Below are 22,597 nucleotides of genomic sequence, written 5' to 3'. Positions count from 1 at the left end.
GTATGGCTGAAAATATACTTTTGGGCGCTTTGCGTCGTTACGAGTTTTACTCCTATTGTTCGACGTTTATCAAGACATTCTATGATACAGTAACACAGGATTTGTATGGAGATATCCATTGGGAATGGACTTATAGTACAACTAATACATATGCTCAGCCCAAATCTTGGAATACTGGATTGAACAGCATAGCTAATCAAGGAACTATCACCGCGAAAAACTTAAGAGATTCTAATTTGTTTTTCACAATTTCTATGAATTCATCTAGTTATACTTATGCATCTGATAATAGTCGGGGAGCATATTCAAAAAATTATGTTTTAAGAACAGGGCTAAAAAATAATGGAGTAACAATAATACCTGATTTGTACAAGGAACTTGGTGCAATATCTGAAGTCCCATTTCACACTATGGACTATAATTCTGTTTATTCTGGAGACTATCAACGCGTACATACAGCAGTAAATGTCTATTGGAAATGGAATTTGTTTATCTCCGAGAATTATATCTTTATCTACGGTGAACCTCAGACCAACCTGAATGTGGCCTATCCCTTCCGAATGTATTTAGGAAAGATTAAGGCATTTGAAGAAGAAGATCCGTTGATTGCAGATGATAGTGTAGGGATTTTTTCACACTTTCCCCATGGCATGATTGACAATGATGATGAGTTAAAGTTCCGGACAGGACGAGGATACATGCGTTCGTCTCGAAATGGGACACCTAATGCGTTATATCATTTTGCCACAAGTTCGCAGGTTCCTTCACCAGGTGTGGGTGGCCGATTCTTTATCTCACCATTTTACGTATGGCATGAGACAGAGGGGGCAAGAGGGGAATTTCACGGTATACGAACTGCAGTTCTCCGTGATGCCAGCAAATATCCCGATGGGTCGATATTAGATCTGGGAGATGAAAGATATTATATTTTTCATGCATTGAATCAAGCACATCCTGCTGCTAATCAGCAATTCTATGCAACGAATGGTACGGCATACGCTGGCCAACCTTACTTCTTTGATTCTCCCCTTCTTCTCGGTGGTGGGCAAAGAGTGCTGCTGTTCGAAATAGAGAAGGAGGTGTGATCGATGACGATGATCAGAAGATACGAGTTTACTTGCACCTTGAGCGTTTTTGCGACGACACTGGCCAGCACACTTAAAAATGCACTGGATCCGTATTGGGAAACTTTATATACAGCCGAAACGACTTATGCGAATTGGGGAAACGTTCTATTAACGAATACGAAAAGTTCATATATGCGGTTTACGATGTGTGTGGTGGCTCATGCCAGAGGTGTGAATGTTCGTTGGGGACTGAAAAATCAAGGGGGCAGTGTTGCTTTGCCTGATCTATTTATAAATCCTCCTGCGGATATCGATAAATTTTTATTGGAAACGCCCTTCATGTGCCATAATGGTCAGTACAACGTGAATTACAAGTGGTCCGTCATTACAAATGAGGATATGGTGTTCATTCATGGGGAGAGCTTGAATTATCCTGAAAGAGCGTATCCCGTTCGGATTTTCCTGGGCAAATGCGAAGCGATAGAAAAGGAGGATCCGGCTATTGCGAGTAAATTTTACGGTGTATTCCCACATATGCCTTTTGCCTATTCAGATAACAACGCTGCCGATCAATATGATACACCAAGAGGTGTAGTGATGGCCTCGCGGAATGGTACTGAATACACTCTTTACAACTTTGGCACAGAATCTATTCCTTCTCCAGGTGTTGGTTCCAGGTATTATGTCACGCCTTTTATGGTCTATCATCCATTAGAGGGTGCAAGAGGAGAACTCAAAGGCATACGTTCTATTGTATTTAAAAACAGTGTGCAGCACCCGGACGGATCTATTCTCGATTTGGGACAAGACGGGAAATATTATGTATTCCATGTTATGGATCAGGACTACCCCAATGCAGATACCGGTCGATATTATTACAATACGAACCAGGTACCGGTCTATGGGAGACCTAAGTTTTTCCATGGCGCCAAGCTGCTTGGTGGAGGACAGAGAGCATTGCTTTTTCAAATATAGGAGGTGTTGATACAAATGGCGAATTTTGCGGGCAAGGTAAAAATGAATGAGTTATTTGCAAATATTGTTCAAGGCTTTAAAACGATTACGGGCTCACCGTGGTCTGTTTACTATGAAAGGGCTAGTGCAATCATTTTGAAATCCGTTGGAACAAGCGGTTCAGATAAGTTATTCTTTAGACTTGAAGTTGGAAATACGAAAGAAACGACAGGAAATAAATTGACTATCAGTGTGTTAGAGGATGTTGTAGCATCGGATGGCAGCGTTCCTGCCGGGAAATCAGAGATTAAAAAGGATTTTCTATGTCATACCAGAGCTGTGGATACAAATCTCTTAATTGATTATCACGTCTCAGTGCAACCGAATCGTATCATTATCTATTTGCAGGGGGATGTGAACTCGGTTACTGGTATTTCTAATCTTGGATATTTTGGTATTCTGAATCGTTATGCAGCAGAAAGTGATTCCTCCAGTCTAGGGGTAGGGCTAAGTTATAACGGTGACAATGGCATACAGACGTTAAGAGATAAAGATAAACGAATGGTGAACAACATCTATGATGCATATTCTGTAATGCTGCCGGTCAACCCGGGTTGGGGTTCACTCTATCATATGGCTCCAGTGATTATGTGTAATGGTGTTGAAGGTCCTAGGGGCGAGCTTATTGATATTTTTACTGTTCCTTCAGCGGGAGTATCGCATGGGGATGAGATAAAGGTAGGGACTAAAACCTATAAAGTATATTCTCTGTCTATTGGTGGTCAAAGTTTCTTATCAGGTGCCACTGTTTCAGTTCTAATGGATTAGGCGGTGAATGGACATGAGTGTGCTTGAGGGGAAAATCGCAGGTCCTGCCGCAAGTGGTACTCTATTCACACTAAGTAAGTCAGAGGACTTGTACCAGAACGGTTACGATCTGGAATCTGCTCCATCGGCTTATGAGGGCAAAGAGATCATAACTTCTGTAGGCAATCTGTTCACCAAAGCTATATCCTCAGATAACTATCGGTGGGGCACATGGAGAGTGATGGACACACATGAGGACCCGTTAATTGGATACGTTTCTGATCAGTATGCACACGGCATGAGAACAGTGACGGGAAGCGCTATCGAGAATAACAAAATATTACTCGAAAGAATACCGACTAAATCGAGTGGTACAGGCGTAATTAGAAATGCGATAAAAGGTGTAAAAGTGAAGCAGAATGATCCAGGCATGGACTGGTGCATTAAAGTCAAAATACCTGTTAGGCAAGTGGCATTGCAGGGCAAAACATGGGGGGATTGGTCCTATGATGGTAGCGGGATCGGATCAATGAAGCATCTGCGTCCGCGCCGTTATCCGGATACACATATTCCTGTTAGGAGGGAAGGAACTTGAATCGAAGCTGGGAGCTAATGGAGGAGATGAGAAAAGTGCTGCTACCCGTTTCATTTGTACAAAAAGTAGAGCATGTTGATGGAGGAGCAAAGGCGTTTATCCATATTCCTATGGAGCACCCTCGATTTATGATCAAAACGATCAGGGTTGTTCCAACGAGGGAAACCAATGTAGAAGTTCAAGTTTTAAACAGTGCTGGACCAAGCCCCGATGTACTTTATTTTAACAATGCTCAGTATTCTACGGGGAATTTCATAGAGGGTATCTATGACATGATTGATCTTCCATACGCGGACATAGACGAAACTTCGACACTTCATATGTCGTTGAAAAATTTAGGAACAGATGTATCGCACTTCGATATAGAGGTCACTGGTCTGACGACAAGGTAGAAAGGAGGAATTCCGTGGATATTGTTTCTTACAGCAAAGCCGCAAAAGTAGAACGTGAAGTCAGAGAAGCCAGAGATTCTTATATGACTTTGGATAACAGAATGGAAGCACTTTCTATCGGTAATGTAGCTTCGGTTAAGTTAAAGTCTGAGCTTCCAACCAAAGGTGATAATGGACGAGTGTATATGGTACAAAAGGACATTGGGAATCAAAATGAACCAACACTATATACTTATGATGGTCTCGCTTATGTTAAAGCTGGTGGGGATCGGTTATCTAATCATACAGAAAATGGAGCCATCATTCTTAACGGAACCAAAACAGTGGTTTATACTCATCCAGATACGCATGATGCTGATATGTTGACTGATGGTAACATTAGAGTTGTTATGACTCGAGAAGAACGAATAAAACTCTCCAATATAGAGCCTAGCGCCAATCACTATATACATCCCGATATCCATAGTGCTGATATGATTGTTGATGGCAAGGATCATGTGAGCATGACCAGAGAGGAGCGCAGCAAACTTCGCTCCATAGATTCATGGGAAGTTTATAGCGATTTAGTGGATTACGCAGATGTTTTTACTTATTTTGCTTTTGACGAGCAGGGGAGAATTATAAGACAAGTGGTCACGGACAACTACACGGAGCAGTCCGTCAGAGAGCCGGTTTGGACTTTGCCACCGTCTACAGATGATTATGCAGAGAATGATTCATTAATGGTCATTCCCGTTGGTGAGGTTTACCGATTTGATGGTAAGGCGTTTGTTCAGTTGCCGGGGTTGCTAGATGTTATCTATCAATATGATACGGAGGGCCGAATGGTTGCCAAGTCCATAACCGCCATGGGAACCACGCCGATGCAGACTAAATTTAGCTATATATACGATTCACTAGGGAATCGAATTGCTGTAAAGAAATATCAAGGATAGTCCAAACTATCCTTTTTCTTATTAACCTTATTTTGAGCTCTACGTATAGAGGGAGTAGTGAAGAGGAGGAATTACAGAATGAACATTGAACTAACAGCGCATTTTTATTTCAAAGGCAGCGGGAAAAAGAAATCAATTATCTGGATTGAGGATAATCCCCGACTGCAACAGAAAGAAAAGGATTCAGATAAGGTCATTCGAGAAATTCCACTAACTGCAGATGAAGTGAAGCAGGAGTACCGTCGTTTGTTTACTAAACATAAAAATGAAGGTAAATCGATTACGCTTGAAGATACTACTGAAATGGTACATATCATTGATTTGACGGATATTCGGAATATTGAGCTGGTCTCCAGGGAGGTGGAAACTGATGCTGTACAGACTGACCTTCGCACTGAATAAGGAGCAGATTGTGACCACCGAAATGATTTCGGATAAGGAGGATCTGGTGGGAGCAACAGAAGAAGCAATGGAACAGATTGAACACGAGTATGGTCCTCAGGCTGCTCTCCATCTGGTAGCATTTAGTTTATTGAAACTGGAAGATTCAGGAGACGTATAACACAATAATCATATGTAGAAGGGATAGAACTCAGCCTAGATCTGGGGGCTATTCCTTTTTCATCTAAAGATGAGTGGATGCTGGTTTAATGATTTTACAGGAAACTTGTCTTGTATAACGACTTTTGATTAAATTAGGTTGAATTCATGTATTCGGGGCAGTACAAGGCCGGGAGTTGAGGCAAGGGGGGGATGGAAACATTGAAATAAAGGACTTGGAAAGAGAGCTCGCCAAACTTACATCGAGAGTTAGAAAAAACATTACAGAACGCGGGCCGGTAGACACCAGGGTTTCCATCATGAACCATTTCATCATCTTGAAGTTTACAGCAAAATTCACCAAGCCGGAGACCTTCATGCTGGAGCATATGCATTCACATGAAAGCGAAGTTTTCGCTGATTATAAAATGAAGCTTGCGCTCATGATGAAGGAAAATTTCAATCCTGTCTTCTCCTTTATTCATATGGGGTTAAGCATTGAAGAAGTCGAAACGACGTTCTTTGGCCCTGAGTTTACGGAGCAAGTGACGGTTTTCAAAATGAATAAAGATATTGAGGTTTTGCTGAAAAACGATGAGATAAACATGCCCTGAGAACTACAAGGTTGCTCAAATAATCGCAATCAGGTACTAGGGAACCATTTTTTTGTTGACATTATCCTACATATTTCCTTATACTACCCTTATGGCGATTGGATAGATTAATAATCTTGATGAAGCCTGTATTCTTTTTATGCGATGAAGACCATACTCTCGGTAATTGGAACGAAATATGAAGTCAGACCAAGACCGACACATTCCACCATTTTGGTATTTTCCAGTGGTGCGCTCTGTGTTGGTCTTTTTAGTTTTATTCTGGAGCTCTTTACCTTACACATCTTATTTCGTATAAAGAGTGTAAAAGAGACTGAGAGATACACAAGTAAAAATAAGTTGCGAACATTAGTTCGTATTTGTTATCCTTAATGTAACTTCATGACAGAGGGAGGCGGATCAAACGAAGGTTGTATTCAAGTGCTGTTAGATTAGACATGACCTGACTTTAAGGAGTAGCAATAACTACATATGTTCAGTAGAAGCAGGGAAGATCTTTTTAGGTTGCCGAAGGAAGATTGGTAAAACGAGTTTATGTTCTGATCATTATTTTGTTACTGGAGGAGAAATATAATGTCAGCTACAACTGCTATGGGGTTTGATGCTTTATTTGAAATAGGGGATATTGATATGTTCCTGAACAAAGCACAGGAGAAATGTCGTCACAAGCTGCGAGGGAAAACGTTCGCTGGAATGGAGAAAGAGGATGTTACTCAAGAAATTTTGATCAAACTGGTTCATTCGTTAGAGAAGTACGATGCTGATAAAGCCAAAATGTCAACCTTTGTAGATCACTTAATTGATAATAAAATCAAGGATATGTATCGTAAATGTACATCTGAGAAAAACCTTAGTGTGGTGAATGCGGCACAGATTATAACCACGGATCATGGTGGAGATGAAGGTGATGGGGGAGATATGGCTCTGGTGTTGGGGCATACCGGATTTGCTTATGAGAACTTCGAATTTCTTACCGATATCATGGAAAATATGGGCATGAATGAACGTGAGAAAGAGATTTTTAAACTTCGAACGTCAGGGTATGAATTTGTAGAAATTGCAGCATTGATGGGGGTATCCAAGGCGAGGATATCACAAATATGGAAGGGGATTCGCATTAAATACGAAGCGCTTTAATTACATAGTGGCAATTAATAGCCTAGATTGCATAGCCTTACGGAATAATAACCTTAGATTGAACACCTACATATATTTCATATGAGCAAGCAACACCCTTAACAGGGTGTTTTTTATTTCGTATAGAAAATGTATCATTGTGCAAAGATTGGAGCGATATAGCATGCTTAGTGTTATAGTATTGGGATTTCGGATGGAGGACGTTGTGAATATTCCTGAGATTGCTTGGGCATTTCCTGATACTTCAGCTTCTTCGAGCTTGAGTGGCAGGGAGTATGCCTTGATCGTTGATAAGATGGTTGATCAGGCGGATGTTGTTCTAGTTAATCTCCAGAGGACTGGCTTTTCGTGTACGGAAGTGGTTGTAATGCATCAAGCATTCAAACAACATAAATTCATTCTGGGTGTGGGAGTTCAAGCTAGTGAGCCATTAATAGATTCATTTGTTTCAAAACAAGTCGTGGAATTGAGCAGCGCCATCCAGCATATGCAGAAACATTATATGCTAATAAGTCAGAGTTAGATTCAGTCTCGAACCCCACTCTTAACTTTGTAGGAAATTCTACGTATAGAGCTTATAACACAAAGAACCGCCAATAAGATAAGAGAGGAATGTACTCATGACACAAATTATTAAAGCAAAATCAGATACATTAACCGAAGCCATCGTAGCAAGTATGATTGGCAAGTATGTTCATGCACCGACTAATATTCATGAGGTTCAAACACCTACCGGAGCAACGACCAAAGCGAACGTTTGGTTTGCAGGTATTGTAGCTGGCTATGAAAAGGCCGTCATTGGTTTCAACTATGAGGATGGGGATTTCAGTGAACAACCACAAACGTATTTTAATGTTCATTTAACCGATGGTATGGGTTATATTCTTACAACTGCATTTGAACTGGAACTGTTTGAATTAAGCGAAGAAGAGTTCAACAAGCTCATTGATGAGAAGAAGGAAGAAGAGTCCTTGGTTGCGGATAGCAATGAAAAAATAGCTTTATCAAATGATGGAGATGAAGCCTGTAACACCGTACTGGATGACACGCCATGCAGGTAAATAACTATGCTTCTGATCTGGCTGTGAAAATGTTTGAGTCGTCCATATCAGCTGAGTTGGAACGAATGATGAATACATGGCTAAGCACCTACCCATTGATGTTTGTATGCGGGATTGAAATGGGCACTGTAACTCATCCAGGCACTAACGAGATACAGTATACAGCCATCATTGTTTATCAACCAAGTGAATTAAATGAAGAGCAGTAATGCCTATACATGTAGAATACATGACTTGTGATTTTCAGAAAGGAGGTGGACTCTCTTTTGCTCATTTGGAACAAAGCTATGAGTGTAGGGGTCCTACTAATCTGTTATGTGATATGGCAGAATCATCTGCCGCCCGAGGAAAATGTTAAAAGGGTAAACGTTGTTGAACGATCCCAACAATCGGTGATTTTGAACACACCACAAGAGCAGAATGCCAGTTCTTCTATTCGTTCATCAGATATAAGGGCTTTAAAAGCTCCGCAGTCAGACCTCGTTCAGATGATACAAGGATACATACAATTACAGCATGAGAAATCTATTGCAGAGGCAGAACTGCAACGTTATGTGAATTGGGTAGAACAGTATACGAAAGATTCTAAGATAGAGCCTTTATGGATTATCGCTATGATGTGGCAGGAGAGTCGTATGATTGAAGATAGTGTATCTTCTGACGGAGCAATTGGTCTGCTCCAAATTATACCGAGTACAGCGAAATGGCTCGGAGTTAACAAGAGCAAATTGTACGAGCCGGAAACCAATATTAAAACAGGCATACGTTACATGCAATACTTGCTGAATAAATACGACGGAAATCTTCGTAAGGCGACCATAGCTTACAATCAGGGCGAAGGTAATGTAGATCGGGGTAAAGCACGTAGCTGGTACTATAATCAGGTTAATAAGCACTATTCAAAGATGAAAGAGTTGCTTGAGGCGCTTTAGTAACTCTAATCCATATAGAACAATGTAAAGATAGTAAATGCAAATTTATAGATTCGTAAATAGGGAGATTCACATGGGGAAATATTCTGAATACATTCATAATAACCTTGAGCAAAACAAAAAATATTACAGTATGGATGAAATACATAATATTGAACGCTGTCAGACCGATGAAGAATTTCTTGGAGATTGCATCGTCGTCAATGAAAATTTAATCTGGCACTCCGTCCATAAATATATAGGCAAACCTGAACTATTAACTAAAAATCACTGTGTCGAAAAGGATGACATTCTTCAGCTAGGTCGTTTAGGCTTTTTGAAAGCTGTGAAAGCTTTCGATACATACCGTGGTGTGAAATTTAGTTCATTTGCAGTTACCGCCATCGTCAGAGAAATACGTTGTTTTTTAAGGGATAGTGCCAACATCATTCGTCCAACACGTACAGCCACTGAATTAATTCATCGAATTAATCGTATGGAGTATGATATGGGGTATCTTCCAACTGCACATGACATTGCTATTTTGCTTGATGAAGAAGAAGAAAAAGTGAACAAGGCCCTTCAGATCGGTAAGGGTGTCAAATATCTGGATGAACCGGTAGGAACAGACGATCAGTATCCTCAATCCGTAACCTTGATGGATACGATCTATAGTGGAGAAAATATTGAAGAAGATATTCTGGATAAAATGTATGTTGATGCTGTGCTTGAATCAGTAAAACGAAAACTAAGTGAGCAAGAGGCAGCGGTGTTAAAACATCGGGTAGATGGATTTAATCAGACACAAACGGCTGATATGGAAGACATCAGTCAGATGAAGGTGTCCAGAATTATGAGAAAAGTAGCCAAAATGCTGAATCAATCGGATAACAAATAGATATAAAATCGTTTAATATATAGATTTTACATTCATTATAGAAGTTGAGAAGTAGCCTTTGTTCTCCCTCGGCCACCTTGGTGGAAGAGGGATTTTTGCTGTTTTCGTCGATGAGGGACATACTCCAGGTTGTCCGAACATAGGATAGTACAAGATTCCAAGCGACCCGGAGGAATGTGGATGCGAAAATTAATGAAGGCTATTGTCGGTATGCTAATGCCTGTGGTGCTCTTTTCAACTATGGGAGCATCGCAGGTGCAGGCAGTTACTACCCCTTCAACCCATGCGCAGAGTGCAGCGCTGATTGATGTCACATCAGGACGGATTCTGTACAGTAAAGATGGGGACAAGGAGCTGCGTATTGCGAGTTTGACCAAAATTATGACGGCTATCGTTGCAATTGAAGCAGGTAAACTGGATGACAAAGTTAAGGTGTCGCCGTCAGCTTTTGCCAAGGAGGGCTCTTCGCTCTACCTCAAGCTTGGTGAGCAGATGACACTCGAGAACATGTTATATGGTCTCATGCTTCGATCAGGGAATGATGCTGCTTCTGCGATTGCAGAGCATGTGGGTGGGTCGGAGGAGGGGTTTGTGCTGCTTATGAACAAAAAGGCGGAAGAAATCGGCTTAACCCGTTCCCATTTTATGAATCCGCATGGACTTGACGCAGAGGGACACTACTCTACAGCGAATGATCTGGCCAGATTAACGGCGTATGCGCTCCATAACCCGGTGTTCAAGCGCATCGTGGCAACAGAGAACAAATCTGCACCAAATCCGAATGAAAGCTGGGAATATTCATGGCATAACAAAAACAAAATGCTTCGTTTGTATGACGGTGCAGACGGGGTGAAAACAGGGTATACCAAAAAAGCCTTCCGCTGTCTGGTCAGCTCGGCTACTCGGGACGGGCAGCAGCTAGCGGCAGTAACGCTGAATGATGGAGATGATTGGAATGACCATGCCAGAATGCTGGATTTTGGATTCGAACACTTCCCGCTCGTTGAAATTGCAAAACATGAGCAGCCGCTACAAAATATGGAGCTTGTCACCGGACGCGGATTCAAATATCCGCTGGCTCAAGGGGAGCAGGAGGCATTAACCAAAAAGCTGGTTTTGCTTGATGAGCGTTCACAGGCTGAAGCAGGCGGGAGTGAAGCAACAACCAATCCATCCTTTGGACTGGCAGGGCGGATTGACATGCAGTTGCATGGTGAAGTTGTCGGTTCTATCCCGGTGTACCGCAAAGGCAGCTATATCCCGCCAGAGCCCAAAGTGGAAGAGGCAGCTTTAGGCCGTGTCGGGGCTCTGACAACATGGCTATCTGCATGGAAAGTTGTGCTCAGCAGATTGTTATCACCCTAAAACAAATCGTGTCCTTGACTTTGATCAGAACAAAACTAAAGAACAGCTTGAACTTTGCTGTGAAGGGGGAGGCATGATGCAGTGATTAATCTGATCTGGCTTATGATGATATTAATCGGTTTTGCTTTTGCAGCCATAAACGGGAAGATCGAGGTTGTCACTCAAGCAGCGTTCGACGGTGCGGCAACAGGGGTTACTGTATGTTTTGGCCTGATTAGTGTGCTGGTATTCTGGATGGGCATGATGAAAATGGCCGAAGATGCCGGCCTCCTTGGGCGGATCGCGAAGCTGCTTGGACCTGCTGTGCGATTTCTGTTTCCTGATGTTCCGAAAAATCACCCGGCAATGGGTTACATACTATCCAACATGAGTGCCAATCTGCTCGGACTCGGCAATGCAGCCACACCGATGGGCATCAAGGCTATGCAGCAACTTCAGGAACTTAATCCGGACAAACAGACAGCTTCCCCGGCCATGTGTACATTGCTGGCTCTGAATACAGCCAGTATTACGATAATACCGACGACATTGATTGCGATTCGGCTGAACTATCACTCAGCCAATGCGACAGAGATTGTAGGCACCACCTTAATGGCCACCATCATTGCAACACTGGCTGCCATTATGGCTGATCGCTGGTATCGAAACAGGACGTTACGCAGACCGCCGCGTATAACTTCAAGCGGCAATTCCGGCATGAAAGGATGAGCAGCCTTGTTAACCTTCATTAACTGGATTTCCGTCTGGGCCATCCCGGTTATTATCGCGTTTGTTCCATTATATGCGTTTGCCAAAAAGGTCCCGGTCTATGAATCCTTTGTTGATGGGGCCAAGGACGGCTTCTCGACTGCGATCAGCATTATCCCGCATCTGGTAGGTATGATGGTTGCCATCAGTGTATTCCGAGCCTCAGGGGCACTAGATTATGTCATTAGTCTGTTCACTCCGCTCGTATCCTGGATGGGTGTACCGGGAGAGGTGCTTCCTCTGGGCATTCTACGTCCGTTAACCGGGACGGGCTCGCTTGCTTTTACAACGGATTTAATCAAAACGTATGGACCTGACTCCATGATTGGCCGGATGGCATCGACCATTCAGGGCAGTACAGATACCACATTGTATGTATTGACGGTTTATTTCGGCGCGGTGGGCATACGCAACGGCCGTTACGCGCTCAAAGTTGGATTGTTTTCGGACGTTGTTGGATTTATTGCAGCGCTTGCGATATGTCTAATTGTTTTTGGCTAGGACGTGTCTTGAGACGAAGATTCAGCAAAATCTGTCGCCTTCATCGTTCTCCGAAACGTCCTAATCTAGTGCTCCTTTCCTTCCGATATACTAGTTATGCTAGAATGATAACGGAGGAGAGTGAGACATGCATAAGAGTTGGAAACGAATGCTCCATTTGGGGATGACAAGTATGCTGGCGATGGGACTGCTTGCAGGTCCCACAGGGTTAGCGGCTGCCCAAGCCGAGCAAACGATACAATTTAACGGATACTTCGACACATCATTGCGAGCTAAAATGGCTGTGACTGCCGATTCTTTTCCGGTGGTGAATGTTCGTCTAATTAAAGCAAAAGATCCCGATATGGTTTATTACGATGTAGGCACATCTATTCTGATATCCAAAGACGTTGTGCTAACCAATTATCATGTTGTGCAGGACTTTGCCGAACTACCTGCTGGTGATGAGGGCACGCTTACTGTAGCCAGTCCGGGTGCGCCGAATCAGTCTATTAAAGCAAAAATCATTAAAACAGATCCGGTAACGGATATGGCTCTGCTCAAGCTGGATAAAGCGATTGATGCTGAACCTGTCACATTTGCGAATGCCAAAGATAATCAACTGGTGTACACCATCGGATTCCCTAAAAATGCTGCTGGTGACCTCACAATTCTAGATGATGAGCTCCCTTCAACCTACAATACGATTGCCAAAAGTCGAGTGTTCAGTTCGCAAGCGACAGATGTGCCAGGACAATCTGGCATTGGTAGCATCGTCAAAGCGATGGCTCAAGGTAATTCGGGTGGACCGGTGCTGAACCAAAACAATCAGGTTGTCGGTATGATGACGTTTGTTTATAGCGGACGGACGTATTTTATTACTTCAAAGACATTACAGGCGTTTATCAAAGAAGCTGCAACTCCGGCCAAGAAGCCTGTGGTGGTTGAAGGTAAAGTAACTGTATCCTAAAAACGAAAGAGGTTTACCTTTGTGCGATGCAGCGAAAGCGGTCGAGCGAAGGTAGCCTTTTTTCATATGCAAACGATAATCCTTGTGATTTCCCGTTTGGATGGGTATCATTAGTGTGAGGTGACATGACAAACATGGAAAGATTACAAAAAATTATTGCACAGGCAGGCATTGCATCCCGCCGCAAGAGTGAGGAACTGATCCTGTCCGGCAAAGTGGAAGTTAACGGGGAGGTCGTAACCGAACTGGGTACGAAAGCGAACCCCGAAGAGGATATGATTACGGTTAATGGCAAACCGATCCGCAGTGAGAACAAAGTGTATTTGATGCTGAATAAACCGAAGGGGGTTATTACAAGTGCATCAGACCCGGAAGGACGGAAAATTGTATCCGACTATCTGAAAGGGGTTAAAGAGCGTGTCTATCCCGTAGGTCGTCTGGATTATGACACGGAAGGACTGCTTATTCTTACGAATGATGGTGAATTTGCCCATTTGCTGACCCACCCGAAACATCACGTGCCCAAAACGTATCTGGCAACAGTTAAAGGTGTACCGCATGGTTCTGCGCTGGACAAGCTCAAAAACGGAATTATGCTGGAGGATGGCATGACAGCACCAGCGGAAGTGGAGTACAAGGATGTAGATACAGCGGCGAATGAGGCTGTTATCTCTATTACGATTTATGAGGGACGAAACCGCCAGGTCAGACGTATGTTTGAGGCCATCAACCATCCAGTTATTCGCCTGAAGCGGATTTCTTTTGGTGGCATTCTACTGCAAAACCTGAAACGTGGGTTAACGCGTAAGCTGACCAAAGAGGAAGTTAACAACCTGATTACACTGGCTAAGTCCGAACCCGCCAAAAAAATGAAAAAAAGGTAATGTGAGGACACATAATTTTCATAAAACCGCCGCAGTTTTGTGACGAAATTCGCTATAATTGTTCATAGGATGTTCACAGTTTTCTGTGTTAAACAGATGAGCGAATGAAATCGTCATTAAAAAGGGGAGTCAGCACATGGGGAAATCAAGAAGAACGGTGCAAATCGTTATTTTATGCTTGATCCTGGTGTTGGGCGGGTACGCGATTACGACATCGGTATCCGGCTCGAACGGCAAGCCAAAAGAAGGGGATCAAGCCCCTTCTTTTGAACTGCTGGGCCTGGATGGTCAAGTTCATACGTCTGATGAGTATCAAGGGAAAGCGATGGTGATTAATTTCTGGGGCACATGGTGTGAGCCTTGTGTGAAGGAAATGCCTGCATTACAGGCTCAGGCTGACAAATGGAAAGACAAAGGTGTTCAATTTGTCGGAATCAACGTTGGAGAAGATCAGATGACGGTAGAAAATTTTGTGCAGCAGGTGGGAGTGACTTTCCCGATTATGCTGGACAGGGCCAAAAATTCAGTTCGGGATTTCGGAATTTCTCCGATGCCAACAACGTTTTTTGTATCTGATACGGGCAAAATCTCCACTATTCACATCGGACAATTGGACCTGGGTACACTTGACGCTCAAATTTCACAACTGGCGAAGCAGCCCTGACAGGAGGTCTATTCGTGTTTCAAAATACGAAATGTGAGTGTGGACATCAGAATCCGGTAGGAACAGTATTATGTGAAGCCTGTGGCAACCCTTTGCTGGAGACAGAGGCTCAATCGAATGAAGTGCTTGAGATGCGTTATGACGGTATGGCGCGGCGCTCACAGCGCAGTAATCCCAATATTATCGACCGCATATGGAACTTTTTTTCATCCGTTAAAGTTGCAGTTTACATGATCGTTCTCACTTTGGTTGGCTCCATGCTGGGCACAATCTATCCGCAGGAGAGCACCTTTCTGAACATGGACCCTTCCGTTTATTACAAAGAGACCTATGGTCAGTTAGGTCATATCTATTATCTGCTGGGCCTGTCTCATACATATGAATCCTGGTGGTTTATTTTGCTGCTCGTGCTGATCGGGGCTTCGCTTGTCATCTGCAGCTTGGATCGCGTACTTCCACTATACAAAGCGCTGAACAAGCAGCGAATCCGCAAGCATCTGCAATTCCTGACAAGACAGCGTCTGGTGTACCAGGGCTCGATTGATGAGGCCCCCGAAGATTGGATTAAGAAAGCGGTTACTCCGCTGCGCAAGAAGGGGTATCGTGTGCACACTCAGGGGGACGCATTGCTTGCGGAAAAGCAGCGCTTCAGTCGGTGGGGCCCATATGTCATCCATATCGGGCTAATTATTTTCCTGCTGGCTGTGCTCGCACGCGGGCTTCCAGGCCTGAATCTCGATGAGCATGTTGCTTTCCCGGAGGGCGAGATTAAAAAGATTCCAAATACGTCAATGTATCTGAAAAATGAGAAGTTTAATGTGGAATTTTACAGTGATGACGAGATACCAGAGCAATTCAAAAATCTGAATAAAACGGTTCCCAAATTGTTTGAAACCAAGGTCGTTTTGTATGAATGTACAGCCGATTGCTCTGATCCGTCCAAAAAACCTCAGCTCACTGAGGTTGCTAGGCACGATGTACGTGTCAATCATCCACTCAATTACCACGGCCTGAAGGCGTACCAGTTTGATTATGATCTGACACCAACGATACGCTCGGTTACTCCTGATCTGGTTAATACCAAAACCGGTGAGGTATACGGCTCTTTGAAGGTTGATATGATGGATACACAGCGTAACTTCGAGGTCGGACCTTATAGGTTGACGGTCAAAGAGAAATATATGGATTTTGCGTTGGACGATAAAGGGGTACCTAAATCCAAGTCTCCTTCGCCAAACGCACCTGCATTTCTTTTCCATATGGAAGGGCCTGATCTGCCCGAGAAGGGCATTCAATATTTGTACTTTGTCAAACAAATCGACAAGCAGCGCTTTCAGCAGGATGCAATTAATCGTCAGCTTGTAGGTGGAGAGCTTCCATTGCAGCTGGAGGTCGACAGCATGGATAAAGTTGATCTAATCCAGTCAGTGAGTTATCTGAATATACGTGTGGATAAAGCGATGCCGTTTGTTTGGGTAGGCGCAGGCATAGTCATGCTGGGGCTTGTGATGGGCTTTTATTGGCATCATCGCCGGATCTGGATTCGATTTGACGATGAGCGGATTACGCTGGGTGGGCACACCAACAAGAACTGGTTTGGGTTCCGGCGGGAAGTTGCCGGTATTTTGAAACAAATGAATCTGGAAGTGCATGAGAAGTCGTTGGATAACGGGGGGAACCAAGCATGAGTATACTGGATTTCAGCAGCGATGCATTTATCGTATCTTTTTTCCTATATTGTGCTGCATTTTTATTGTATGCCGTTGCGGTAATGGGCAAGAAATGGAGTAATCGTGATCCGCTGGCTCATATGAATCGCTGGGGCAAGCGTGCATTTATTGCATCTACAGTAGCGTTGACAGGACATCTTGTTTTCTTCGTAACCCGGTGGATTGGAGCAGGTCACATCCCGGTAAGCAATATGTATGAATTCATGTCCTTTTTATCCATGATGATTATGGTTGCCTTTATAGTGGTGTACGCTATTTATCGCAAGTCTTTGCTGGGTTTGTTTGCACTTCCGCTGACGATTATTATTATGGCCTATGCTGCTGTATTTCCTCAGGAAGTTCAACCCTTGATCCCGGCATTACAGTCCATCTGGTTGAAAATACACGTTACGCTTGCAGCGCTTGGTGAGGCATTCTTCGCAGTGGGCTTTGCCGCTGGATTTATGTATCTGCTTCGTACGGTGGATTTTAGCGGGAAAGACAAGACCTCGCGCCGTCAACGCGGCTGGGTGGAGTTTACGCTGATTACAATTGTTGTCGTTATTGGATTTATTGGAACAGTGTTTGCCTTCCGCTCCGCTGGTTATGAGGCTGTTTTTGTACAGAAAACAGTCGGCATTGACACAGAGGTAGAGGGAAATAGTACAATAGAGAAAGTGATTTATCGCATGCCTCCTATTTTTGCTCCATACAATAGCGAAGTGGAGAGCATGGAACCGTTTCTCGGGATGAAAAAGCCTTTACTTGAAACGCCTTCCTGGATGAATGGAGTCAATGCAGGACGTAAGCTGAACACGGTGGTATGGTCTATTGTTGTAGGTTTGATTTTATATGGTATTATTCGTTTAATTGTACGCAGACCGCTTGGACAAGCGTTGCAGCCAATGATGAATGGAATTGATGCTGATGACCTGGATGAGATCAGTTATCGTGCCATAGCTATCGGATTCCCGATTTTTACACTGGGAGCTCTTATTTTTGCCATGATCTGGGCACAGATTGCCTGGAGTCGTTTCTGGGGCTGGGACCCAAAAGAGGTATGGGCATTAATTACGTGGCTTTATTATAGTGTTTATTTGCACTTGCGTTTATCTAAAGGATGGCAGGGTCAGAAGTCTGCATGGCTTGCGGTGCTGGGTTTTCTGGTGGTGATGTTTACGCTGGTCGGCGTAAACCTGATTATTGCGGGATTGCATTCCTACGCTGGAGCAGACTAGTAGAGTCCATGAACATGAGGGACACACCAGCGGTAAATTCATGATGTACCCTTTTTAAACAAACAGGGTATTCAAATATTGTTCGCAGGATCGAACATAATAGAAGTGATTGAGGAGTTATTGCAAAGGGGCTGGAGTAGCATGTCGGAACATGAGAATCGAATACTGGTCGTTGATGATGAAGAAAGAATCCGCAGACTTTTGAAAATGTATCTTGAAAAAGAAGGCTATGAAATTGACGAAGCAGAGGATGGAGAAACTGCACTTCGCAAAGCAACCGCAGGTGATTACGGCCTTATTCTGCTGGATGTTATGCTTCCGGGCATGGATGGTGTTGAAGTGTGCACTCGGCTACGTCAAGTAAAATCGACCCCTGTATTGATGCTTACTGCCAAAGGGGAAGAGATTAACCGAGTACAAGGGTTTGAGGTAGGCGCGGACGATTACGTCGTTAAGCCGTTTAGTCCTCGTGAGGTTATTTATCGTGTGAAGGCCATTCTGCGCCGCTCATCGGCAACGGCGTATTTGTCCAAAGAGAGTAATTCAAGCAACAACATCGTTTTTCCACATCTGGTCATTGAGCATGATGCACACCGGGTGACTGCGGGCGGCGAAGAGATCAGCTTAACTCCCAAAGAGTATGAATTGTTGCATTATTTGGCAACATCGCCTGACAAAGTTTTCTCCAGAGAAGAGCTGCTTAAGGACGTATGGAATTATGAATTTTTCGGTGATCTTCGTACCGTGGATACCCATGTGAAACGACTTCGTGAGAAGCTGAACAAGGTATCCCCTGAATCGGCGGCGATGATTACAACCGTGTGGGGTGTCGGTTATAAACTGGAAGTACCGAAATAGTTTTGCGTTCTGGAGATCACTGGTTGGGAAGTTATGGATTACGATCATATGCCTTGTGGGTTGTGTTCTTATAGCGCTGGGTCTATTTTTGTTGCCCTATATTGATACCAACTTTGCAGAAACGGAATCCAGAGACATCAAGAGGCTGTTTACGTATATTTGTATCGTTGGATTCAGTTTAACAACCTTTTTTGCGCTGTTTCTATTCACCAAAATTACACAGCCTATGCAACAACTGATTCAGGCGGCGAATGCTATCCGAAAAGGCAATTATGGCATGAGGCTCTCTCTTCGTACTAATGACGAAATCGGTGAACTGGCGAACACGTTTAATCACATGGCTATACAACTGGAGGATACGATCCGGAATTTGAACCATGAGAAGGAACATTTGGCGAGCGTGCTAAGGAGTATGACTGATGCCGTAATTACGTTTGATGGCGAAGGCAAGGTGATTCTGACCAATCCGCCTGGCGAGAAAATTATGCAGGCTTGGTATGCTCTTGACTGGGCTCAGGAGGATGGAAGTCTGGAAGGATATACTGCTGGCAAGCCGTCTCGCGATGTACCGGAGCCGCTTGTTCCGTTATTCAGATTGGTAATGGAGCAGGGTGGTGATCAGAGTTCCAACGTGCATGTGCAACAAGGGGTTTGGTCTGTTCAGATGGCTCCGCTGTATGCAGATAGCGTTGTTCGCGGGGCGGTTGCTGTCTTGCGAGATGTTACGGAAGAAGTGAAAATGGAAAAAATGCGGCGTGATTTCGTTGCCAACGTATCTCACGAGATTCGTACACCTTTGTCCATGATGCAGGGATACAGCGAAGCGCTACTGGACGGCATGGCAACCTCGCCGGAAGAGAGTGAAGAACTGATTCAGGTCATTCATGATGAATCGCTGCGTATGGGCAGACTGGTGAAGGATCTGTTGGATCTTGCACGCATGGATGCAGGGCATACAGATATGAACATGAGGGAAGTTGAACTTGGCGAGCTCCTCGAACGCATTTATCGGAAATTTATGGTACGCTCGAAGGAGCAAGGAATTCAGCTTCAGTTTGATTGCAAGCAGGAGATTTCACTTCAGCAGGCCGATGAGGATCGGCTCGAACAGGTGTTTACGAATTTGCTGGATAATGCGTTTAGGCACACACCTGAAGGTAAAAGTGTAGTTATTTCTGTTGAACGGATCACCCATATGCGAACGTCTTTTGCCAGAGTGTGTGTAAAGGATCAGGGTGTGGGTATTCCTTCATCCGATGTACCGTTCATCTTTGAGCGTTTTTACAAAGCAGACAAAGCTCGTGTTCGAGGAGAAAGTGTAGGAACGGGTCTGGGACTGGCTATTGTCAAAAATATTGTAGATGCTCATCAAGGTACGATTCAAGTGAATAGTGTACTTGGAGAAGGGACAGAGTTTATTTTACAATTTCCTCTAGATTCTTCGAAATAGGTAACAAAAAATGCCGAAACACCCTCTGATGGAGGGTGTTTTTTGTTGAAGTCTTCCGTTTAATCTTGTTCAACGTGGAACAAGGAAAACAGCTCTTTTTTTACTATAAAAATATGTCCAAGATAATTTTTGTTCACCTCCTTCATAAGCTTGAAAAAGAAGATTCCAAAGGAGGATTGAATCAAACATGTCCGAAGGACGAAAAAGAGTAAACATCAAAGCATTTTTGGAAGGCAGATCATTTCGAGCGGGATCACCGTTTATTCCGATAACTGCGAGTGAACTGGAGCAATATGAATCTATTCTTCGTTCTCTTGCTGTAACGATTCCAGCTGCCATTAGTCAGCCTACCGCAGCCAATATACTTGCTTTACAGAATGGACTTCGTCAGTTACTTACATTTGTGAATCAATCTGAGTTCCGAGCGGCTGTGAAGGCAGAGCTTCAAGCTGTATTGGAGTTGACCATTGCCTCTTCTGAGGTCATTCCTGTTCCTTTGACCAATCTGGCAGGTAACTTGCAAAATCTGCAGGATGATCTGCTGAGTGTCACCTTGCTACTGGAGATTCCACCGGCAGTCAAAGATCGGCTGGTCGGGTTAACTCGTTCCACATCCATCTCATTAAGCAGAGCAACAACGACTCTTGACGCTGGCATAACAGGGCCAGCAGGACCTCCGGGTGTCCCAGGAGTTCCAGGTGTGCCTGGTGTTCCCGGAGCGAGAGGGCCAGCGGGTGCAGCAGGCGCAGTGGGTCCGGTCGGACCAGTCGGCCCTGCGGGTCCGCAAGGCATACAAGGGCCAGCCGGTGCTCCAGGCGTAGGTTTGAACAATATTACCACGTTTAACCCTGCTGCTGGCTCCACTTATGCCCAAGGTCAGGTTGTCAGCTACAATGGCAGCTTGTATGTGGCTAATGTGAATGGACCTACGGGTGTACCTGGGAGTTCACCGGATTACACCTTGTTACTTGCTGCAGGACCAACAGGAGCAACGGGAGCAACAGGCATTGGTCTTTCTGGATCTGTGGTATTTGATCCTGCTTTTGCGCCGAGCTATACTGCGGGTCAGGTCGTTACTTACAACGGCAGCACATATATTACCAGTGTAGCGGGTCCGACAGGTATACCGGGTATATCGTCAGACTACACCTTGATCGCTTCGGCAGGAGTAACGGGGGCAACCGGGGCAGGGCTGAGTGGCTCGATCACATTTGATCCTGCTCAAGCACCGACGTATGCAGCGGGTCAAGTGGTGACGTACAATGGTAGCACGTATATTACCAATGTGGCTTCACCAACAGGAACGCCGGGAAGCTCGCCAGATTATACATTAATTGCTGGAGCTGGACCAACGGGTGCGACAGGGGCAACGGGAGTTGGTTTAACAGGTATCATCGCGTTTGATCCAGCTCAGGCGCCGACATACCCAGCGGGACAGATTGTGACATATAATGGCGGCACATATATAACTAATGTAGCTTCGCCAACCGGAACTCCTGGCAGCTCAGCAGACTATACATTGCTTGCAGGAGCAGGTACAACGGGGGCGACAGGAGCCACCGGAGCTGGTCTGGACGGCTCAGTAGCGTTTGATCCGACCGTAGCACCGACATATCAAGCAGGTCAGGTAGTCACCTACAACGGAAGTACGTATATTACGAATGTAGCTTCGCCAACCGGAACACCTGGCATCTCGGCAGATTACACGTTACTTGCTGGAGTCGGAGCAACAGGGTCAACTGGAGCAACGGGCCCAACAGGAGCGACGGGTGTGGGCTTAACGGGCGTCGTTGCATTTGATCCGGCGGTTGCGCCGACCTATCCAGCAGGTCAGATCGTGACATATAATGGCGGCACATATATTGCAAATGTGGCATCACCAGCGGGAACGCCAGGCACCTCTGCAGATTACACGTTACTGGCAGCTGCGGGTGCAACAGGAGTAACGGGAGCCACTGGCTTGAGTGTTACAGGCAGCACAGGTTCGACTGGAGCAACGGGCCCAACAGGAGCGACGGGTGTGGGCTTAACGGGCGTCGTTGCATTTGATCCGGCGGTTGCGCCGACCTATCCAGCAGGTCAGATCGTGACATATAATGGCGGCACATATATTGCAAATGTGGCATCACCAGCGGGAACGCCAGGCACCTCTGCAGATTACACGTTACTGGCAGCTGCGGGTGCAACAGGAGTAACGGGAGCCACTGGCTTGAGTGTTACAGGCAGCACAGGTTCGACTGGAGCAACGGGCCCAACAGGAGCGACGGGTGTGGGCTTAACGGGCGTCGTTGCATTTGATCCGGCGGTTGCGCCGACCTATC

At 44.7% G+C, this 22,597-nt stretch carries 26 protein-coding genes; all 26 read left to right on the top strand.

Translation table 11 applies throughout. The features are described 5' to 3' along the window. Window positions 1-2: 2 nt before the first annotated feature. Window positions 3-1,085 (top strand): hypothetical protein, encoded by a 1,083-nt coding sequence (locus DFQ00_RS04060; RefSeq protein ID WP_110894431.1) that lies wholly within the window; start codon window positions 3-5, stop codon window positions 1,083-1,085. A gap of 3 nt (window positions 1,086-1,088) precedes the next feature. After that, window positions 1,089-2,042, top strand: coding sequence for a hypothetical protein (locus DFQ00_RS04055; protein ID WP_110894430.1), 954 nt, complete (start codon window positions 1,089-1,091; stop codon window positions 2,040-2,042). A 15-nt stretch (window positions 2,043-2,057) separates the two neighbouring features. Next, a complete protein-coding gene (locus tag DFQ00_RS04050; protein WP_110894428.1) occupies window positions 2,058-2,849 on the top strand; it encodes a hypothetical protein in 792 nt (263 codons plus the stop codon). Window positions 2,850-2,862: 13 nt separating this feature from the next. Beyond that, window positions 2,863-3,423 (top strand): hypothetical protein, encoded by a 561-nt coding sequence (locus DFQ00_RS04045; protein ID WP_110894426.1) that lies wholly within the window; start codon window positions 2,863-2,865, stop codon window positions 3,421-3,423. After that, window positions 3,420-3,815, top strand: coding sequence for a hypothetical protein (locus DFQ00_RS04040; RefSeq protein ID WP_110894424.1), 396 nt, complete (start codon window positions 3,420-3,422; stop codon window positions 3,813-3,815). Before DFQ00_RS04045 ends, DFQ00_RS04040 begins: the two co-directional genes overlap by 4 nt. Window positions 3,816-3,829: 14 nt before the next feature. Next, window positions 3,830-4,750: a PH domain-containing protein gene (locus DFQ00_RS04035; protein WP_110894422.1), complete on the top strand. Its 921-nt coding sequence runs from the start codon at window positions 3,830-3,832 to the stop codon at window positions 4,748-4,750. 78 nt (window positions 4,751-4,828) lie between these two features. Then, on the top strand, window positions 4,829-5,152 hold the full coding sequence (locus tag DFQ00_RS04030; protein WP_110894420.1) for a hypothetical protein: 324 nt from the start codon (window positions 4,829-4,831) through the stop codon (window positions 5,150-5,152). Further along, entirely contained in the window at window positions 5,121-5,312 is a 192-nt protein-coding gene (locus DFQ00_RS04025) for a hypothetical protein (protein ID WP_110894418.1), read from the top strand. Before DFQ00_RS04030 ends, DFQ00_RS04025 begins: the two co-directional genes overlap by 32 nt. A gap of 175 nt (window positions 5,313-5,487) precedes the next feature. Continuing rightward, window positions 5,488-5,904 carry a Na-translocating system protein MpsC family protein gene (locus tag DFQ00_RS04020; RefSeq protein ID WP_341866249.1) on the top strand — a complete coding sequence of 139 codons (417 nt, stop codon included), beginning with the start codon at window positions 5,488-5,490 and terminating at the stop codon, window positions 5,902-5,904. Between the two features lie 573 nt (window positions 5,905-6,477). Beyond that, window positions 6,478-7,041, top strand: a complete 564-nt coding sequence (locus DFQ00_RS04015) for a sigma-70 family RNA polymerase sigma factor (RefSeq protein WP_110894414.1) — start codon at window positions 6,478-6,480, stop codon at window positions 7,039-7,041. 205 nt (window positions 7,042-7,246) lie between these two features. Then, a complete protein-coding gene (locus DFQ00_RS04010; protein WP_146236096.1) occupies window positions 7,247-7,564 on the top strand; it encodes a hypothetical protein in 318 nt (105 codons plus the stop codon). 97 nt (window positions 7,565-7,661) lie between these two features. After that, the gene (locus DFQ00_RS04005; protein WP_110894410.1) at window positions 7,662-8,102 is read left to right on the top strand and encodes a hypothetical protein; all 441 of its coding nucleotides are present in this window, start codon (window positions 7,662-7,664) and stop codon (window positions 8,100-8,102) included. Then, complete coding sequence (locus DFQ00_RS04000; RefSeq protein ID WP_110894408.1) at window positions 8,093-8,311, top strand: hypothetical protein; 219 nt, start codon at window positions 8,093-8,095, stop codon at window positions 8,309-8,311. Before DFQ00_RS04005 ends, DFQ00_RS04000 begins: the two co-directional genes overlap by 10 nt. 78 nt (window positions 8,312-8,389) lie before the next feature. Beyond that, complete coding sequence (locus DFQ00_RS03995; RefSeq protein WP_146236095.1) at window positions 8,390-9,034, top strand: lytic transglycosylase domain-containing protein; 645 nt, start codon at window positions 8,390-8,392, stop codon at window positions 9,032-9,034. 73 nt (window positions 9,035-9,107) lie between these two features. Next, window positions 9,108-9,911, top strand: a complete 804-nt coding sequence (locus DFQ00_RS03990) for a sigma-70 family RNA polymerase sigma factor (RefSeq protein WP_110894404.1) — start codon at window positions 9,108-9,110, stop codon at window positions 9,909-9,911. 180 nt (window positions 9,912-10,091) lie between these two features. Continuing rightward, window positions 10,092-11,276: a D-alanyl-D-alanine carboxypeptidase family protein gene (locus DFQ00_RS03985; protein ID WP_110894402.1), complete on the top strand. Its 1,185-nt coding sequence runs from the start codon at window positions 10,092-10,094 to the stop codon at window positions 11,274-11,276. Window positions 11,277-11,357: 81 nt separating this feature from the next. Further along, window positions 11,358-11,984 (top strand): nucleoside recognition domain-containing protein, encoded by a 627-nt coding sequence (locus tag DFQ00_RS03980; RefSeq protein WP_110894400.1) that lies wholly within the window; start codon window positions 11,358-11,360, stop codon window positions 11,982-11,984. A 6-nt stretch (window positions 11,985-11,990) separates the two neighbouring features. Beyond that, window positions 11,991-12,524 (top strand): spore maturation protein, encoded by a 534-nt coding sequence (locus DFQ00_RS03975; RefSeq protein ID WP_110894398.1) that lies wholly within the window; start codon window positions 11,991-11,993, stop codon window positions 12,522-12,524. A 127-nt stretch (window positions 12,525-12,651) separates the two neighbouring features. Next, on the top strand, window positions 12,652-13,473 hold the full coding sequence (locus DFQ00_RS03970) for a S1 family peptidase (protein WP_110894396.1): 822 nt from the start codon (window positions 12,652-12,654) through the stop codon (window positions 13,471-13,473). Between the two features lie 134 nt (window positions 13,474-13,607). Further along, window positions 13,608-14,357 carry a pseudouridine synthase gene (locus DFQ00_RS03965; RefSeq protein WP_110894394.1) on the top strand — a complete coding sequence of 250 codons (750 nt, stop codon included), beginning with the start codon at window positions 13,608-13,610 and terminating at the stop codon, window positions 14,355-14,357. 136 nt (window positions 14,358-14,493) lie between these two features. Beyond that, window positions 14,494-15,021 (top strand): redoxin family protein, encoded by a 528-nt coding sequence (locus tag DFQ00_RS03960; protein ID WP_110894392.1) that lies wholly within the window; start codon window positions 14,494-14,496, stop codon window positions 15,019-15,021. A 14-nt stretch (window positions 15,022-15,035) separates the two neighbouring features. Continuing rightward, window positions 15,036-16,709 (top strand): cytochrome c biogenesis protein ResB, encoded by a 1,674-nt coding sequence (gene resB, locus DFQ00_RS03955; RefSeq protein WP_110894390.1) that lies wholly within the window; start codon window positions 15,036-15,038, stop codon window positions 16,707-16,709. Beyond that, the gene (gene ccsA, locus DFQ00_RS03950) at window positions 16,706-17,968 is read left to right on the top strand and encodes a cytochrome c biogenesis protein CcsA (RefSeq protein ID WP_110894388.1); all 1,263 of its coding nucleotides are present in this window, start codon (window positions 16,706-16,708) and stop codon (window positions 17,966-17,968) included. The genes resB and ccsA overlap by 4 nt, the downstream gene beginning before the upstream one ends. Before the next feature lie 141 nt (window positions 17,969-18,109). Beyond that, on the top strand, window positions 18,110-18,826 hold the full coding sequence (locus DFQ00_RS03945) for a response regulator transcription factor (protein WP_110894386.1): 717 nt from the start codon (window positions 18,110-18,112) through the stop codon (window positions 18,824-18,826). A gap of 55 nt (window positions 18,827-18,881) precedes the next feature. Beyond that, window positions 18,882-20,276, top strand: a complete 1,395-nt coding sequence (locus tag DFQ00_RS03940; protein WP_174812107.1) for an ATP-binding protein — start codon at window positions 18,882-18,884, stop codon at window positions 20,274-20,276. Window positions 20,277-20,463: 187 nt separating this feature from the next. Continuing rightward, the coding region (locus DFQ00_RS30070) for a collagen-like repeat preface domain-containing protein (RefSeq protein ID WP_110894384.1) at window positions 20,464-22,597 on the top strand (2,134 nt) is incomplete at its 3' end.

Source organism: Paenibacillus barcinonensis (assembly GCF_003217495.1).
Taxonomy (GTDB): Bacteria; Bacillota; Bacilli; order Paenibacillales; family Paenibacillaceae; genus Paenibacillus; species Paenibacillus barcinonensis.
This window is presented reverse-complemented; position numbering and strand designations above follow the sequence as displayed.